The sequence below is a fragment of the Mesorhizobium sp. YC-39 genome (genome assembly GCF_025753795.1).
GTDB lineage: Bacteria > Pseudomonadota > Alphaproteobacteria > Rhizobiales > Rhizobiaceae > Mesorhizobium.
Window position 1 is genome coordinate 233,313 of the sequence record NZ_JAOWPS010000006.1, and the last position, 15,286, is coordinate 248,598.

General features: G+C 60.7%; 14 protein-coding genes. 6 read left to right on the top strand and 8 right to left on the bottom strand.

The features are described 5' to 3' along the window. The first annotated feature begins 102 nt into the window (after window positions 1-102). On the top strand, window positions 103-1,647 hold the full coding sequence (locus OHD62_RS29960; RefSeq protein ID WP_263790550.1) for a helicase HerA-like C-terminal domain-containing protein: 1,545 nt from the start codon (window positions 103-105) through the stop codon (window positions 1,645-1,647). Window positions 1,648-1,756: 109 nt separating this feature from the next. Here OHD62_RS29960 and OHD62_RS35785 read toward each other — a convergent pair whose 3' ends face one another. The 4 genes from OHD62_RS35785 to OHD62_RS29980 form a co-directional block, all read right to left on the bottom strand. After that, a complete protein-coding gene (locus tag OHD62_RS35785; protein WP_263790552.1) occupies window positions 1,757-2,626 on the bottom strand; it encodes a hypothetical protein in 870 nt (289 codons plus the stop codon). 58 nt (window positions 2,627-2,684) lie between these two features. Beyond that, complete coding sequence (locus OHD62_RS29970) at window positions 2,685-4,448, bottom strand: hypothetical protein (protein WP_263790554.1); 1,764 nt, start codon at window positions 4,446-4,448, stop codon at window positions 2,685-2,687. Window positions 4,449-5,133: 685 nt separating this feature from the next. Then, complete coding sequence (locus OHD62_RS29975) at window positions 5,134-5,958, bottom strand: L,D-transpeptidase (protein WP_263790556.1); 825 nt, start codon at window positions 5,956-5,958, stop codon at window positions 5,134-5,136. A gap of 177 nt (window positions 5,959-6,135) precedes the next feature. Then, window positions 6,136-6,798, bottom strand: a complete 663-nt coding sequence (locus OHD62_RS29980; protein ID WP_263790558.1) for a haloacid dehalogenase type II — start codon at window positions 6,796-6,798, stop codon at window positions 6,136-6,138. Window positions 6,799-7,008: 210 nt separating this feature from the next. Here OHD62_RS29980 and OHD62_RS29985 point away from each other — a divergent pair, with 210 nt between their 5' ends. The 4 genes from OHD62_RS29985 to OHD62_RS30000 all read left to right on the top strand — a co-directional run bounded on the left by OHD62_RS29985 (window position 7,009) and on the right by OHD62_RS30000 (window position 10,230). Then, complete coding sequence (locus tag OHD62_RS29985) at window positions 7,009-7,887, top strand: branched-chain amino acid aminotransferase (protein ID WP_263790560.1); 879 nt, start codon at window positions 7,009-7,011, stop codon at window positions 7,885-7,887. Between the two features lie 186 nt (window positions 7,888-8,073). Further along, window positions 8,074-8,670: a superoxide dismutase gene (locus OHD62_RS29990; protein ID WP_263790562.1), complete on the top strand. Its 597-nt coding sequence runs from the start codon at window positions 8,074-8,076 to the stop codon at window positions 8,668-8,670. Between the two features lie 156 nt (window positions 8,671-8,826). Next, window positions 8,827-9,270: a c-type cytochrome gene (locus OHD62_RS29995; RefSeq protein ID WP_263790564.1), complete on the top strand. Its 444-nt coding sequence runs from the start codon at window positions 8,827-8,829 to the stop codon at window positions 9,268-9,270. A 9-nt stretch (window positions 9,271-9,279) separates the two neighbouring features. Continuing rightward, entirely contained in the window at window positions 9,280-10,230 is a 951-nt protein-coding gene (locus OHD62_RS30000; RefSeq protein WP_263790566.1) for a cytochrome c, read from the top strand. 6 nt (window positions 10,231-10,236) lie between these two features. Here the strand turns inward: OHD62_RS30000 and OHD62_RS30005 are convergent, their stop codons facing one another. From OHD62_RS30005 to OHD62_RS30020, 4 genes are all read right to left on the bottom strand, one after another. Beyond that, window positions 10,237-11,085: an LON peptidase substrate-binding domain-containing protein gene (locus OHD62_RS30005; protein ID WP_263790568.1), complete on the bottom strand. Its 849-nt coding sequence runs from the start codon at window positions 11,083-11,085 to the stop codon at window positions 10,237-10,239. Window positions 11,086-11,289: 204 nt separating this feature from the next. After that, a complete protein-coding gene (locus tag OHD62_RS30010; RefSeq protein WP_263790569.1) occupies window positions 11,290-11,679 on the bottom strand; it encodes an SET domain-containing protein in 390 nt (129 codons plus the stop codon). A 113-nt stretch (window positions 11,680-11,792) separates the two neighbouring features. Next, window positions 11,793-12,419, bottom strand: a complete 627-nt coding sequence (locus OHD62_RS30015; RefSeq protein ID WP_263790571.1) for a LysE family translocator — start codon at window positions 12,417-12,419, stop codon at window positions 11,793-11,795. After that, entirely contained in the window at window positions 12,416-14,539 is a 2,124-nt protein-coding gene (locus OHD62_RS30020) for a S9 family peptidase (protein WP_263790572.1), read from the bottom strand. The genes OHD62_RS30015 and OHD62_RS30020 overlap by 4 nt, the downstream gene beginning before the upstream one ends. 119 nt (window positions 14,540-14,658) lie before the next feature. On the opposite strand from OHD62_RS30020, the gene OHD62_RS30025 reads away from it, so the two are divergent. Next, window positions 14,659-15,027 (top strand): SH3 domain-containing protein, encoded by a 369-nt coding sequence (locus OHD62_RS30025; RefSeq protein ID WP_263790573.1) that lies wholly within the window; start codon window positions 14,659-14,661, stop codon window positions 15,025-15,027. The last annotated feature ends 259 nt before the right edge of the window (window positions 15,028-15,286 follow it).

The window sequence follows — 15,286 nt, forward strand, 5'->3', positions numbered from 1 at the left end:
TGCCATTGTCGCTTCGCGATAGCGTCATTATACCTGCGGCGGGGCCCCCTTGCTTTCAAGTCTTTGGGGCTTCAACACTTCAGGTTTGCGGAGACCGGACATATGGCTGACGACACAAGCATCTTCATCGGGGCGAGCCGCAAACCTGATGACAGTTACCAGCGCCCCGAACGCCTTCTGCTGCAATATGGCAATCGCCACGGCATGGTCACTGGCGCGACCGGCACCGGCAAGACTGTCACCTTGCAGATACTGGCGGAAAGTTTCTCCAATGCCGGCGTGCCGGTCTTCTGCGCTGACATCAAGGGCGACCTGTCTGGCATCGCCATGATGGGTACGGCGCAGGATTTTCTGGTCAAGCGCGCCAAGCAGGTCAAGCTCGATCCTTATGAATTCCAGGAATTTCCGGTCATCTTCTGGGATCTGTTTGGTGAGCAGGGCCATCCGATCCGCGCCACAATATCGGAAATGGGACCGCTGCTTCTGTCGCGCCTGATGAACCTTTCAGAGGCACAGGAAGGCATCATGAACATCGCCTTCCGCATCGCCGATGAGGAGGGGCTGTTGCTACTCGACCTGAAGGATCTGCAGGCGCTTCTTTCCAACATTGCCGACCGCGCCCAGGAAATCGGGGCTCGCTATGGCAATGTCACCAAGCCCTCGGTCGGCGCGATCCAGCGCACCTTGCTGGTTCTGGAGAGCCAAGGCGCGGCGAACTTCTTCGGCGAGCCGGCGTTGCGGATCGCCGACATCATGCGCACCACCCGGGACGGGCGCGGCGCCATCAGCGTGCTGGCCGCCGATAAGCTGATGATGAATCCCCGGCTCTATGCGACATTCCTTTTGTGGCTGATGTCGGAACTGTTCGAGGAGCTTCCCGAAGTCGGCGATCCCGACAAGCCGAAACTGGTGTTCTTCTTCGACGAAGCCCACCTTCTGTTCGACGATGCGCCCAAGGTGCTGATCGACCGGGTCGAACAGGTGGTTCGCCTGATCCGGTCGAAGGGCGTCGGCGTTTATTTCGTTACCCAAAATCCGCTGGATATACCGGAAACGGTCCTGGCCCAGCTCGGCAACCGGGTACAGCACGCGCTCCGCGCCTATACGCCGCGCGAACAAAAGGCCGTAAGGACGGCCGCCGACACGTTCAGGCCCAATCCCGACTTCGACTGTGCGACCGTGATCACGCAGCTCGGCACCGGCGAGGCGCTTGTCTCGACACTGGAAGCCAAGGGTGCGCCGTCCATGGTCCAGCGGACGCTGATTCGCCCGCCATCGTCGCGCCTTGGTCCGATCACGCCTGACGAGCGCCGTAAGCTGATCGCCGAGAGCCCGGTTGCGGGACAGTACGACCAGGTCATCGATCGCGAATCGGCTTTCGAGATGCTGCAGAAAAAAGCCAAGGACGCTCAGGAAGCGGAGGCGCAGCAGCAGGAAAGCGGCCGCTCACGCTGGACCATTCCAGGCTTCGGCAATGACGATCCAGTCCCCCAGACCACCGGCGGCAGGCGAGCCCCGGCGCCGAGACCCTCCAATCGCCAGACAGTGGCGGAGGCGGCGATCAAATCAGTGGTTCGCTCGGTCGGCTCATCCGTGGGCCGCGCCATTGTCCGCGGCATCCTCGGCAGTCTGTCCAGGGGCAGGTGAGGGCATCTCTTGCGGACGTCAGCTTCGCGCCATGGACGCCGTCGCGATGTAAGCCGACCGAATTGGGCCGCAAGCAGACTGTCAGCTTTCGGGATAGATAGCCCTGGTACTAAATTATTGCAGTGACCCTGCCCGCCGTGAGGCGACAACCGACCTTCGCCTGCCGGACTTCGATGCCACCTTTTCTTGCGTAGTCTATTCGTACCTGGATCGGCGCCGTGAGTGCACCCCCACGTTGACGCAAGGCACCCGCGCTTACGACACGGACACGGACGGCGCCAAGCGGTGTCGCGGCGGAAATGATCGCCGCACGGCAGGCTTGCACGACCGCGGCTGGCGTACCGGGTATCATTTTCAGTGGTCCCACGGATCCAAACGGATACCCCAGGATCGAGTTACCCTGACCTCTCCTGGAAGGCCTGAGGACGGATGGCAGGGAGATCGATTGCCTGGTGGTCTTGGCGGGGACGATGGCTTTCGCGACCGCGGGCGGACTACCGGGAGCGGTAACCGATTTGCTGTCGGCGGACGGATTGGCGTCCACACCAATACCCGCTGAAACGCTTCCGCTTGTGTTGCTGGGATTGTTGCTGGCATTGGAGCCCACGCCGCTGGTCGAAACGCTTCCGCTTGTGCTGCCGACGTTACCACTAACGCCTGCGTCGACTGATCCTGCGCCGACCGAAGCGCCAACGTTTGCTCCGCCTACACTGCCGACGCTCGCGCCCGCTCCCACAGATGTGCCTTGCGGGCCGGCGCTCACGCCAGCATCGACCCCTATGCCGCCAACGCTTGTGCCAGCCCCCACGGATGTGCCTTGCGAACCGACGCTCACGCCAGCACTGACCCCTATGCCGCCAACGCTCACTCCAGCACCGATCCCGAGACCGCCGCCCCTACCGCCCAAACCTGCGTCAAGAGCCGAGGCAGGGCCGATCGCGATCCCGATAGTCAGCGCGGCTGCAACATATTTTTTCATTTTGATACTCCCGTGCGGCATACATTCAGCTCCCTCGTCGGCACTTGCGCAGCTCGAGCTAGTTCAGTGGGCGCGTTGGGAGCAATGGTGCAGGAAGTTCGATGGCCAGCACCTCAAGTTGCGGCGACTTCCGGTACTTCACTTTCTGTTTTTTCTGCGAGCGCGGTTTGCGGGCCGGCTGGACGCCCGAATCCGATAATGCACTTGCAAGTGCACTCGCGGGGGTACGTGCTTTCAGCGCGCGCGCAGCGGCGCGACTCTTTTCCTTGACGATGTCGATCGTCTTACGCGCGGCACTCAGGCTGCGGGCCAAACCGGTAGCCCTTTCGCGCTCCTGGTCCAGCGCCGCACTCAATTCTATTGAGTTCTGCTTCATGGCATCGCGGTCCCGGCGAACAGTGTCGAGGTCACGTTCAGCTGCATCTGCTCGTTCGCGTTCCAGTGCGAGCGCTTCTCCGGCTTGCTTTGAAGCGGCCTCGGCCACCTGGCGCCCCTTTACGGCGTTGGCCTGCTCGACTGCGGCCAGATTTGCGCCTTTCTTGAGAGCATCGATAGTTTGACGCGCCGTGGCGAGTTCCTGTTCGAGGGCCGCAACTTTGTGGCGTTCAAGCGCTTGCTTCGCGGAAGCCCGAGCGGCTTCCTGATCTGCGCCCGTCTTGAGGGCAGCAATGGTTTGGCGCGTCGTGGTGAGTTCCTGTTCGAGGGCCACAACCTTCTGGCGCTCGCCATCAAGCGCTTGCTTGGCGGAAGCCTGGGCGGCTTCCTGATTTGCGCCTGCCTTGAGAGCAGCGATGGTTTGACGTGCCGCGGTGAGTTCCTGTTCGAAGGCCGCAACCTTCTGGCGCTCAAGCACTAGCTTGGCGGAAGCCTGAGCGGCTTCCTGTTTTGCACCCGTCTTGAAGGCATCGATGGTTTGACGTGCCGTTGTGAGTTCTTGTTGCAGGGCCTCGACCTTCTGGCGTTCAAGCGCTTGCTTCGCGGAAACCTGAGCGGCCTCCTGATTTGCGCCCGTCTTGAGAGCATCAATGGTTTGGCGCGCCGTGGTGAGTTCCTGTTCGAGGGCCGCAACCTTCTGGCGCCCGTCATCAAGCGCTTGCTTCGCGGCAACCTGATCTGCACCCGTCTTGAAAGCAGCGATGGTTTGACGTGCCGTGGTGAGTTCCTGTTCGAGGGCCGCAACCTTCTGGCGCTCGTCATCAAGCGCTTGCTTCGCGGCAACCTGATCTGCGCCCGTCTTGAAAGCCGCGATGGTTTGACGCGCCGAGGTGAGTTCCAGTTGCAGGAACTCGACCTTCTGGCGCTCGTCATCAAGCGCTTGCGTCGCGGAAGGCGGTGAGGCTTCCGTCAAGGGTTGCGCTTCAGGCGTGGCGCCTTGCGCGCTGTCCCAGAGATGAGCTGCCGTCTTCAGATTTTCAATAATTTGCTGCGCCGTCTCCAGGTTATGCTCGAGCGCTTCGCCTGTTCGCTGCTGCGCTTCCAGGGCCTCCGCCTGCCTGGCCAGCTCCGCTCGTGCTGCGGTCAGTTCGCGGTGCAAGGCCTCCTCGGATCCGATCGCGCCAGTTTGCGCCTTGTCCGGTTCTTTCCCGATATCGGTAGGGTCTGAAACCACGACCGACGAGCTGTCGGTCGCCGTGGCCACCGCTGACGCTTTGGGCGCCGACTGACTGTTTGCTGGAGATGCCAAAAGGAGGGTGAGCATTAACGGAACGAGGCACAGCAGAGCCTTGCACCCCATGCCACATATCCCGTGAAGTAAAATCAGGGGTCGCGGTTTAATAAAGGTGAAGTCATAGCGGAGGAATTTTGATCTGGTACTCTGCATATGACTCATTCCTGAACCTCTATGACCACGGCCCTCGCCGCTATTGTATTCTCCATTACTGACGCCGCGGTTGTGGATGCCGCGCCGTCTGGAGGTTAGCTCCTATCTCCTACTTTTCGTCATTCGAACGAACGAAACTTTCGTTCATTCACTCTGGGGGTGTTTGAAATTTCCGGAAGGCCGCCTGCTCAATGCCGCAAACGGCTCGTCGGCATGCAATCGTCAGAGTAACGTCAGGCGGGCCGCTTCCTGCTTGCCTTGGGCGAAACCGGCACGGGCGGCGGGGATGCGGGTCGCCAGATCCATCTGGTTCGTACCCATTGCGGCTCGGGAATCGGCGCCCGGCGTGATCACCTCGACGCGGCTGCCCTGCTTGCGCAGGCTCTCGACCTGACCGTCCGTCCCAGCATGACGACCTCGCTCAATGCCCTCGGGACGCCCTGGCTGACCGAGTCGATCAGCGAGCTCATCAGTTCGCGGCTAGATGTCTGCTGTTGGAATGCAGCAGGAGTTTTTATTGAATGTCTAAAATGGGGCGTAGATCTGCCTTAGGCACGCCGATTGTGGACGTCGCCTTCGGGTCCATTAGTTGCCACATGGTGCGGCAAAGTCAGAGGGCTCAGGCCGCAACTTTACAGAAAACCGGATAGAGCGAGGAAGGTCTCGCTCCTGTGCTTCGACCAACTCAGAAAACCTGGTCAGTAATCGCCCTTACCGGTCCAAGCAAGATCGATCCTTCCGGCACGCCGGCATCGATCGGAATGGCCTTCCGGTTTGCCGTTGCCACCATCTGCTGGCCGACGCCGGCGCTAACGATCACCGGTGTCTTAGAGGGCACGCGATCGTAGAGATCGATGATGTCCTGGTTTATCAGGCGAACACAGCCCGAAGACACCGATTTGCCGATCGAGTTCCACTCCGGCGAGCCGTGCAGGCGGTAGAGCGTGTCCTGGTTGCCCTGGAACAGGTAGAGCGCCCGCGCTCCAAGCGGGTTCTTCAGTCCGCCAGGCATACCGCCATTGTCGGCACTGAATTTTGCCAGCTCAGGCTGTCGGGCGATCATTTCGTCCGGCGGAGTCCATTTCGGCCATTTCTGCTTCCACTGGACGACAGCATCACCGGCCCATTCGAAACCGGCGCGGCCGAGCCCGACACCGTAACGTATGGCTTGCCCACCCGGACGCACGAGATAGAGGTGGTGGCCAACCGTATCGACGACGATGGTCCCGGGCTGCTGGCCGGTCGGATCGGGAACGATCTGGCGCAGGAACTGCTCGTCGATTTTCTCGTACGGTATGCCCGGCAAATCGAACCCGCCGTCGCTGACCGGAGCATACATTGTTGCATAGTCGAGCAGTGGTGGCTCGACATAGGCCGGAGGCGGAGGCTCGACCGGCTGTGGCCCCACAGTGGCGCAGGCGGAAACCGCAATCGAAGCGGCCCCCAGCGCTGCGGCGTTCAGAAAGCCGCGGCGGCTCAGGCGATAGGATTCGATGTCGGTTGTGAACATGGTTGCCTTTATTAAGTCTCAAATCGAAACAAAGCGTGAATACGTTCTGATCAGTACGGCGCCAGCCCTACCAATGCCCGGCGCGATAGGCGGTTCCGAATCTGGCCTGACGGTGGACAAACAAAGGCAAAGCTGTGACCGCGCTGTCCCTGTTGCACTGCGGCCACATGTCGAGTATCAGCCGCCCGTCAGCAGGCCTTCGAGCGAGGGCAGGATCAGCGCCGGCGGAAAGTCGCGGTATTCCTCGGGCTGGTTGGCGCGGTTGATCCAGACGGTCCGGAAGCCGAATTTGGTGGCGCCGGCGACGTCCCAGCGGTTGGACGACTGGAACGACACCGCTGCGGGATAGAGCCGCCAGTCTGTCGTGACCATGTCGTAGACCGACGGGTCGGTCTTGAAACGCTTGACGGTATCGACGGAGTAGACGTCGTCCAGGACCTGGTCGAGCGCGGCGGATTTGACGGCCGCTTCCAGCATTTCAGGCGAGCCGTTGGACAGGATCGCCAGTCTTGCGCCCGACGCCTTGAGCGCCTTGAGCACGGCCGGCACCTCTGGATAGCAGTCCAGCCGCCAATAGGCTTCAAGCAGTTTCGTCTTGAGCGCCTTGTCCGCGGATGGAACCTTGCGCAAGGCGAAATCGAGCGCCTGTTCGGTGAGTTGCCAGAAGTCGGCATAGGCGCCCATCAGCGTTCGCACCCATGAATATTCCAACTGCTTGGCGCGCCAGATGTCGGACAGAAGCTGGCCGTCGGGTCCGATCTGGTCGGCATGACGGCGCACGGCCGCATGCACGTCGAACAACGTGCCATAGGCGTCGAAAACGTAAGCCGCATAATGCATGGCGACAGTTTTGCGGTGCTGCGGCGCAAGGTGCAAGCACTGATTGCAGTCACGACCAGATCGGCGCCAACGGGTCGCAGCCAGGCCTGGCGCCGATGTCGGTTGGTCCGGGATCGCTGGCCCTCAACAAAATCTCGCTTATGCCCGTTGACGACAGCCGCCAAAGCATCTTCCATGGCCGGCAACAAGGCACCGAAACGGAACCAAGCAATGACACTGGCGACTGCGGCGCAATCCGCGACATGGACCTTCGTCGACGGCGACTGGTATGAAGGCAATGTCGCTATTCTCGGCCCGCGCAGCCATGCCATGTGGCTCGCCACCAGCGTATTCGACGGCGCCCGCTGGTTCGAAGGTGTCGCCCCCGACCTCGACCGCCACGCCGCAAGGGTGAATGCATCGGCGATCGCGCTCGGTCTCAAGCCGTCGATGAGCACTGACAAGATCGTCGGACTGACTTGGGATGGGCTGAAGAAGTTCGACGGCAAGACGGCGGTCTATATCAGGCCGATGTACTGGGCCGAACATGGCGGCTATATGGGGGTACCGGCCGATCCGGCATCGACCCGCTTCTGCCTATGCCTCTACGAATCGCCGATGATCTCGCCGACGGGCTTTTCGATCACCGTTTCACCGTTCCGGCGTCCAACCATCGAAACCATGCCGACCAACGCCAAGGCGGGCTGCCTTTACCCCAACAATGGCCGGGCCATACTCGAGGCCAAGATGCGCGGTTTCGACAACGCGCTGGTGCTCGACATGCTGGGCAACGTCGCCGAGACCGGGACCTCGAACATTTTCCTGGTCAAGGACGGCCACGTGCTCACACCGGCGCCGAATGGCACATTCCTGTCCGGCATCACACGCTCGCGCACGATGACTCTGCTTGGCGAATACGGTTTCAAGACCACCGAAAAGATGCTGTCGGTGCGCGATTTCCTTGAGGCCGACGAAATTTTCTCGACCGGCAACCATTCGAAAGTCGTGCCGGTCATCCGCATCGAGGATCGCAATCTCCAGCCAGGTCCGGTGGCCAAGAAGGCGCGCGAACTCTATTGGGACTGGGCACATTCGACGTCGACCGGCTGACCTGCCGTCGCTTCGCGTGCCTGCCCGTTGTTTTGACGCAGGCTCCTGGCGGAAAACCGTGTGACACTTTTCCGGAACCCGCTTAGAAAGGGAACCGGCGCTTCATTCCGGAGTTGTTCCAGCTCAATCCAGACCTATCTTAGTCCGGTATCGACACCGGGTTCTTTCCACGAGGGAGTATCATCCATGGCTTTTGAATTGCCCGCTCTGCCCTACGATTACGAGGCCTTGCAGCCTTACATGTCGAAGGAGACGCTGGAGTATCATCACGACAAGCACCACAAGGCCTATGTCGACAACGGCAACAAGCTGGCCGCGGAGGCCGGCATGGGCGATTTGTCGGTCGAGGAAGTCGTAAAACAATCCTTCGGCAAGAACGCCGGGCTCTTCAACAATGCCGCCCAGCACTACAACCACATCCATTTCTGGAAATGGATGAAGAAGGGCGGCGGCGGCAACAAATTGCCGGGCGTCCTGCAGAAGGCCGTCGACAGCGACCTGGGCGGCTACGACAAATTCAAGGCCGACTTCATCGCCGCCGGCACCACCCAGTTTGGTTCGGGCTGGGCCTGGGTTTCTGTCAAGGATGGTAAGCTGGCGATCTCGAAGACGCCGAATGGCGAGAACCCGCTCGTCCATGGCGCGACGCCGATCCTTGGCGTCGATGTCTGGGAGCATTCCTATTACATCGACTACCGCAACGCCCGGCCGAAATATCTCGAAGCTTTCGTCGACAGTCTCATCAACTGGGACCACGTCCTGGAGCTTTACGAAAAGGTCTGATCGATTCTGCAGAAAAGCCCCGGCACGACCGGGGCTTTTTCTTTTAAAAGCTCGAGATCGCAAGATTCACACAAGCGTGAGGCGAAGTTCCGGAATTATTAAGCCATCCTTGCCGTTATCGTCCTGTCTGAAGTGCCTCAACATGGAGCCAACTGAATGAGAAAGCTTGTTATCGCCATCTCTACGCTCGCCCTGGCCGGTTCGGCGGCCTTTGCCGACCCGATCCTTGACCGGCAGGCTCTGATGAAGGAACGCGGCAAGATCGTAGGCGGATTGTCGAAAGTGGCCAAGGGCGAGGAGCCTTTCGACGCAGCGGCGGTGTTGACGCAGTTACAGGCGCTTCAGGTCAACGCTGAAAAATTCGATACCGGCCTCGAAACGCTTTTCCCGGCGGGCAGCGACACCGGCGACACCACGGCTGCTCCCAAGATCTGGGAAGACATGGCCGGCTTCAAGGCGGCTGAACAGAAATATCTCGCCGACGTCAAGGCTGCTGCCGCTGCTGCTCCCGCCGACGTCGATGCCTTGAAGGCACAGTTCAACACCATCGGCGGCGATTGCGGCACTTGTCATCAGAGCTACCGGATTAAAAAGGGCTGATCGCGGGCGATGCGCCTGCTGAAAAAACTCGTCGGTGCCGCCCTCGTTCTGGGCGGCGTCGGCGCCGTTGCCGGGTGGTTCCTGTCGGCGCCGGTCAGGCTCGATGCCGAAACGTTGGCGAAACTCGGCCCTGGCGATGCCGCGAGGGGCAAGCGCATCTTTTATGCCGGTGGCTGCACGTCATGTCATTCCAAGCCGGGCTCGCAGGGCGATGCCCGCCTTCAACTGGTCGGCGGTCTCGAACTCAAGACGCCGTTCGGCACCTTCGTGCCGCCGAACATTTCGCAGGATGCCAAGGACGGCATTGGCGCATGGTCGGTCGAAGACCTCGCCAACGCCATGCTGAAGGGTGTCTCGCCGAGCGGCGAGCATTTCTACCCGGCGTTTCCCTACGCATCCTATGCCCGAATGAAGCCGGCCGACATTGCCGATCTCTACGCCTTCCTGAAGACCCTTCCGGCGGTGGCCGGCAAGGCGCCCGCCAATTCGCTGGGCTTCCCGTTCAACATCCGTCGCGGTATCGGACTGTGGAAACGGGTCTATCTGAGCGACCAGCCGGTGATTGCTTTCCCGCAGGATACGCCAGATCCAGTCATGGCCGGACGCTATCTGGTCGAGGGGCCAGGCCATTGCGGCGAATGCCACACGCCGCGGGACTTTACCGGCGGCACCACGAAGAGCGAATGGCTGGCCGGAGCCACTGCCGCCGAAGGCAAGGGCATCGTGCCGAACATTACCTCGGGCGAAGGCGGCATCGGCGAGTGGTCGCAGGCTGACATCGCCAACTATCTCGAAACCGGCTTCACGCCGGATTTCGATTCCGTCGGCGGCGCCATGGTCGACGTGCAGAGAAACATGGCCGAGCTGACGCCGGACGACCGCGTGGCCATCGCAGCCTATCTGAAGGCCGTCCCGCCGCACCCGAACGGCTATCCCGCGCGCAAGCAGACAGCGAATTAGCACCCGTCAGCCAGTTGGCGCTGGCCTAATCTCAGGCCGGCCGGCCTTCATCAGGTCGAGGATCTTTTCTAGCCGGGCGACGACATCGCTGGTTTCCAAAAGCTGCTGCTTCTGTTCGATACTGATCGACAGCAGCGGCGCGAGCGTATCGGCCAGCACACCGGGATCGCCGATGGAGGGCAGGCCGAGCCGCGCCTTGGGCCTTCGTTGAACCGAGGAAAAATCGATGTTGGCGTAGCTCTGATATGTATCGAGAACCGCGCTCGAACTTGCTGCCGCCTCCGCCGATTGGCCACGCTGCTCTTCGACCGGCGCGACCTCCGCCGCCAGAAAGTCGGCGTTGACCAGGTAAAGGATCGCGGCTCGCTGGAGGCCGGAGACGGAGACCTTGAGAACCCCATCCACCTGTGTCTGGCAGTTTATCACGTTTGCCGTGACACCCACCGGATAGAGGGATTCAAGGTTGCCGGGATCATCGTCGCCAGCCCGCTTCTGGGCGACCACGAGAACGCGGCGGTCGCCTGCCATGGCGTGCTCCACCGCGCGCCGCGTTTTGTCGCGGCCCACGAAGACCGGAACCGTCATTTGCGGAAAGAGTACGAAATCCCGCATTGGAAAAATCGGCAGATTCGCGCCGGAGGAGGGGGGCGGGCTGGCCTCGGGCGCCGGGTTTCTAGGCCCGGCGCCGACTGGTTGGCTCGCCTGAATCCTCGCAGCCAATACGTTCCAGTCGCGGAGGCCGAGGATCCTGGCAATGAGCTCGAGGCTTTCGCTGTGGGACAGGGTAACGGATTTGGCGCTCAGCACTTCGGACAGCGTTTGCGCCATGGCTTTTGCATCGCGGAAATCGCGCATGGAATCATCCTTTGCTTCGAAGAACGGAAGACGTCAGGGCTTGCGTTACTGACCCGTTCGTTCGGGCAAAGGGAGCCTGAAGTGGCTCGATACATTCACCTTACCCCGGAGGGCGCAAGCAGCAGGTTGTATCCACCTGCTTGGAAGGTGCGCTGAAGGTCCGGTGTTGTCAATCCTGCCCGCGCTGCATTCCACGTTCCCGATTTACGGGTGGCGATCGCCCAGGAAATCGAAGCCGGTCTCGAAGAAATGATTGTAGTCGCAGGTCATTTCCTCGCCGGCCGCGATGTCGCGCAACGCATATGTCTCCTCCGGCGAGGAGACGTCGCAATTCGGATTGTCGTCGTGGTTCATGTAGCGCGCATCGTCGGCTTCGAAGACGATGTAGTTCGGATCGCGGCGATCGGGATAGGAGTAGCGGTCGAGATAGTCTTTGACCGGTCCGGTTTCACGCTCATAGGTCTCGACCTCGATGCGGCGGTCGTATTTGGGATCGAGCTTCCAGACCAGTGTGCCGCGGCGAATGTGGTTCTTGGCGAAAACGCCGATGCCCTGGATGGGCGATTTGTCGAGATAGACGTCGACGAGCAACATGGCGGAAACCTTGGCGTGACTGGATGATTTGCGGCTGTGAAAAAAGCCGCGCACTGGGTAGCGCGCGGCCGTTGCAATTGCGAGCGGAAAATCAGCGGATCGTCGTTCTCGCTTTAGCGCTGCTGCAGTGCCAGACGGACGCCCAAAGCGCAGTAGATTCCGCCGACAATCTTGCCCTGCCATTTTAGCACTGTCGGATTTCGGCGCAGGAAAGTACCGAGCTGCCCGGCGCCTACTGCAAACACGACCGTACTGAAAAAACCCAGCAAGACAAAGACCACTCCCAATACAGTCAACTGAAGCATGACCGATCCATTTTCGGGCCGCACGAACTGAGGAAGAAATGCGAGGAAGAAAAGCGCGGTCTTGGGGTTGAGCACCTCGGTCAGGATAGCCTGCCGAAAAGCCTTGGCAGCGGAGATCGCAAGCACGCCGGTGGCCGGGTTGGCCGGTGTTTTTTCCATGATCGCGCGGATGCCGAGATAAACGAGGTAGGCCGCGCCGATGTACTTTACGATGCTGAACAGCGTTGCCGAAGCGGCGATAACAGCCGAAATGCCGACTATCGCCATGAAGGTGTGAACCACGTCGCCGGCCGCGATCCCGGCGCCGGTCGCGATGCCCACCCTGGTCCCAGAACTGGTTGCCCGCGCCACGGTCAGAAGGGTGGCTGGGCCTGGAATGAATACAAAGCCAAGCACAACCGCGACATACGCAGCCAATGTAGCCAGATCGATCATACGTCGGTTCCTCCGGTAAGGTTTTCCTTCCCTGCAACCTTCAGCGCAAAGGCATATGTATAGGCGATCTCTTCCAGCCGCGAAAACCGGCCAGAGGCGCCGGCATGGCCGGAATCCATGTTGATCTTGAACAGCACAGGATTATCGCCGCTCTTGCGCTCGCGCAGCCGCGCCACCCATTTGGCCGGCTCCCAATAGGTGACGCGCGGGTCGGTGAGGCCGGCCAGCGCCAGGATCGGCGGATAGTCGAGTGCGCCGACATTGTCATAGGGCGAGTAGGCGGCGATCGTGCGGTAGTCCTCTTCCGAAGCGATCGGATTGCCCCATTCCGGCCATTCCGGCGGCGTCAGCGGCAAGGTGGCGTCGAGCATGGTGGTGAGCACGTCGACGAACGGAACCTCGGCGACGATGCCGCCGACGCATTCCGGCGCCATGTTGGCGATCGCCCCCATCAGCATGCCGCCGGCCGAGCCGCCTTGCGCGACGATGCGGTCGTGGGCCGTGTAGCGCTCGGCGACGAGATGATGCGCGACGGCGATGAAATCCGTGAACGTGTTCATCTTGTGCGCCCGCTTGCCGTCATCATACCAGCCGTAGCCCTTGTCCTTGCCGCCGCGGACATGGGCGATCGCATAGACAAAACCGCGATCGACCAGCGAAAGGCAGTTGGTGTTGAACGAAGCCGGCACCGTGATGCCGTAGGAGCCATAGCCATAGAGCAGGCAAGGTGCCGATCCGTCGAGCGGCGTGTCGCGGTGATGGATGAGCGAGATCGGCACCAGCTCGCCGTCGCTGGCGGGCGCCATCAGCCGCCGGGTGACATAGTGGTCCGGGTCGTGTCCGGATGGCACTTCCTGGGTCTTCAGCAGCACGCGCTCGCGGGTGCGCATGTTGTAGTCGAAGACCTGCGCCGGCGTCGTCATCGACGAATAGGAAAAACGCATGATTTCGGTGTCGTATTCATAGGATCCGGACAGGCCGAGTGAGAAGGCTTCCTCGTCGAGTGAGATGAGGTGCTCCTCGCCGCTCTTGCGGTCGCGAACGACGATACGCGGCAGGCCTTCCTTGCGTTCCAGCCTGACCATATGATCCCTGAAGCCGATCACCGACAGGATCAGTCGGCCCGCCTCGTGCGGCACCAGTTCCTGCCAGTTGGCGCGCACCGGATCGCTGGCTGGCGCCGTCATGACCTTGAAGTCCTTGGCGCCGTCGGCATTGGTTAGGATGAAGAAGAGGTCGCCGCCTTCCTCGAGGTCGTATTGCAGGCCGGTCTCGCGCGGGCAAACCAACTTCGGTTCGGCCAGCGGCTCGTCGGCGCGCATGATACGGTATTCCGAGGTCTCGTGATCGTTGATACCGATCATGATCCACTCATTGGAGCGCGTGCCGCCGACATTCATGAAGAAGCCGGGGTCGGTTTCCTCATAGATCAGCCGGTCGTTTTCAGGCCTGTCGCCAAGGGCATGGAACAGTACCTTGGAAGGGCGATGGTTGGAATCGAGGCGGGTGTAGAAAAATCCGTCATTGCCGGCGTCCCACACGCCGCCGCCGCCCGTATCCGCAATCTGGTCGGTCAGCTCGCTGCCGCTGACGAGGTCGCGCACGCGAAGCGTGAAGAATTCGGAGCCCTTGTCGTCGAATGCCCACAAGAGCTTGCCGTGATCGGCCGAATGGTCGACGCCGCCGAGGCGGAAATAGGCCTTGCCCTCGGCCTCCGCGTCGCCGTCGAGCAGGATCTGCTCATCGCCGCCATCACGCGGCATGCGGAAATAGCGCGGCTGCTCGCCGCCAAGCTTGAAGGATGAGCCGTAGGCATAGGGCCCGTCCTTCATCGGCACGGTGGAATCGTCTTCCTTGATACGACCCTTCATTTCTCCGAAAAGCTGCTTCTGCAACGGGACTGTGTCGGCCATCAGCACCGTCTGATAGGCATTCTCGGCTTCGAGTTGAGCGCGGATATGGCTGTCGAGCAGGGACGGATTCCTGAACATCTCTTGCCAATTATCGGCTCTCAGCCAGGCATAGTCGTCCGTCCGGGTCACTCCATGATGTACGTCGAAGACCGGCCGCTTCTCTGGCTGTGGCGGGCTGACGGTCGGAAATGCTGAGTTTTTGGTCATTGAGTCTCGCTGTGGAAATTACTTGAATGAGGAATGAACACGCCGATCAGCGCATGTTCAAGGGCCGGGATACATGTTTGCGCCGGGGCTCCAGGAGATGGGCCTGAGGAGGAGAGATCATGAATATCTATTTTCGGACTGTCGCTGCTTTCGCCGTCGCATCGATAACCTTGGCTCATGCCGGCCAGTCTCATGCAACCGTGTTCGCGGCTTGGCAAGTGACCAACGTGCCGTTTGGCGATACGCTCAACGTGCGCAAGTATCCGTCAGGGGCATCCCAGAAGCAGGCTGCCTATCCCAATGGCGCGGTCCTGCAGATGACTGGCAAATGCACCGGTGGCATAAACCTGCTCGATATCGCCAATCAGCCGGCTTGGAAGCAGGAACAGAAGATCCGCTACCGCTGGTGCGAAGTCTGGCACGATCCGGCCCAGAACGGCAATTTCGTCACCGGCTGGGTCTACGGAAAGTACATCACTCCCCATTGATGGATTAGTGCCGACAGCAGCGTTGATCTCTGTTTTGCCAATGCATGTCGCGCAAAAGTGCGCAGCGGTTTTGCGACAACGACATGCATAAACAGGAACTTAAAGCGCGTCGCATGAATCTGCTCAGGTGCGACGCGCTTTAATATGCCAGCACAAGCACATCGCAACCTGCGGTTTTGTTGATTTCTGAAACAACCAGATAGCCATGCGCCACGGTCAAGCATAGCCAAGCATTCGGCCCTCTTCATCGGGCATCGCG

Coding starts and splice junctions, on each gene's coding strand:
- OHD62_RS29985 (WP_263790560.1), top strand. CDS start 7,009: ATGACACTGGCGACTGCGGCGCAATCCGCGACATGGACCTTCGTCGAC.
- OHD62_RS30015 (WP_263790571.1), bottom strand. CDS start 12,419: ATGATCGATCTGGCTACATTGGCTGCGTATGTCGCGGTTGTGCTTGGC.
- OHD62_RS30005 (WP_263790568.1), bottom strand. CDS start 11,085: ATGCGCGATTTCCGCGATGCAAAAGCCATGGCGCAAACGCTGTCCGAA.
- OHD62_RS29990 (WP_263790562.1), top strand. CDS start 8,074: ATGGCTTTTGAATTGCCCGCTCTGCCCTACGATTACGAGGCCTTGCAG.
- OHD62_RS30025 (WP_263790573.1), top strand. CDS start 14,659: ATGAATATCTATTTTCGGACTGTCGCTGCTTTCGCCGTCGCATCGATA.
- OHD62_RS29960 (WP_263790550.1), top strand. CDS start 103: ATGGCTGACGACACAAGCATCTTCATCGGGGCGAGCCGCAAACCTGAT.
- OHD62_RS29995 (WP_263790564.1), top strand. CDS start 8,827: ATGAGAAAGCTTGTTATCGCCATCTCTACGCTCGCCCTGGCCGGTTCG.
- OHD62_RS30020 (WP_263790572.1), bottom strand. CDS start 14,539: ATGACCAAAAACTCAGCATTTCCGACCGTCAGCCCGCCACAGCCAGAG.
- OHD62_RS29975 (WP_263790556.1), bottom strand. CDS start 5,958: ATGTTCACAACCGACATCGAATCCTATCGCCTGAGCCGCCGCGGCTTT.
- OHD62_RS30010 (WP_263790569.1), bottom strand. CDS start 11,679: ATGTTGCTCGTCGACGTCTATCTCGACAAATCGCCCATCCAGGGCATC.
- OHD62_RS30000 (WP_263790566.1), top strand. CDS start 9,280: ATGCGCCTGCTGAAAAAACTCGTCGGTGCCGCCCTCGTTCTGGGCGGC.
- OHD62_RS29980 (WP_263790558.1), bottom strand. CDS start 6,798: ATGCATTATGCGGCTTACGTTTTCGACGCCTATGGCACGTTGTTCGAC.
- OHD62_RS35785 (WP_263790552.1), bottom strand. CDS start 2,626: ATGAAAAAATATGTTGCAGCCGCGCTGACTATCGGGATCGCGATCGGC.
- OHD62_RS29970 (WP_263790554.1), bottom strand. CDS start 4,448: ATGCAGAGTACCAGATCAAAATTCCTCCGCTATGACTTCACCTTTATT.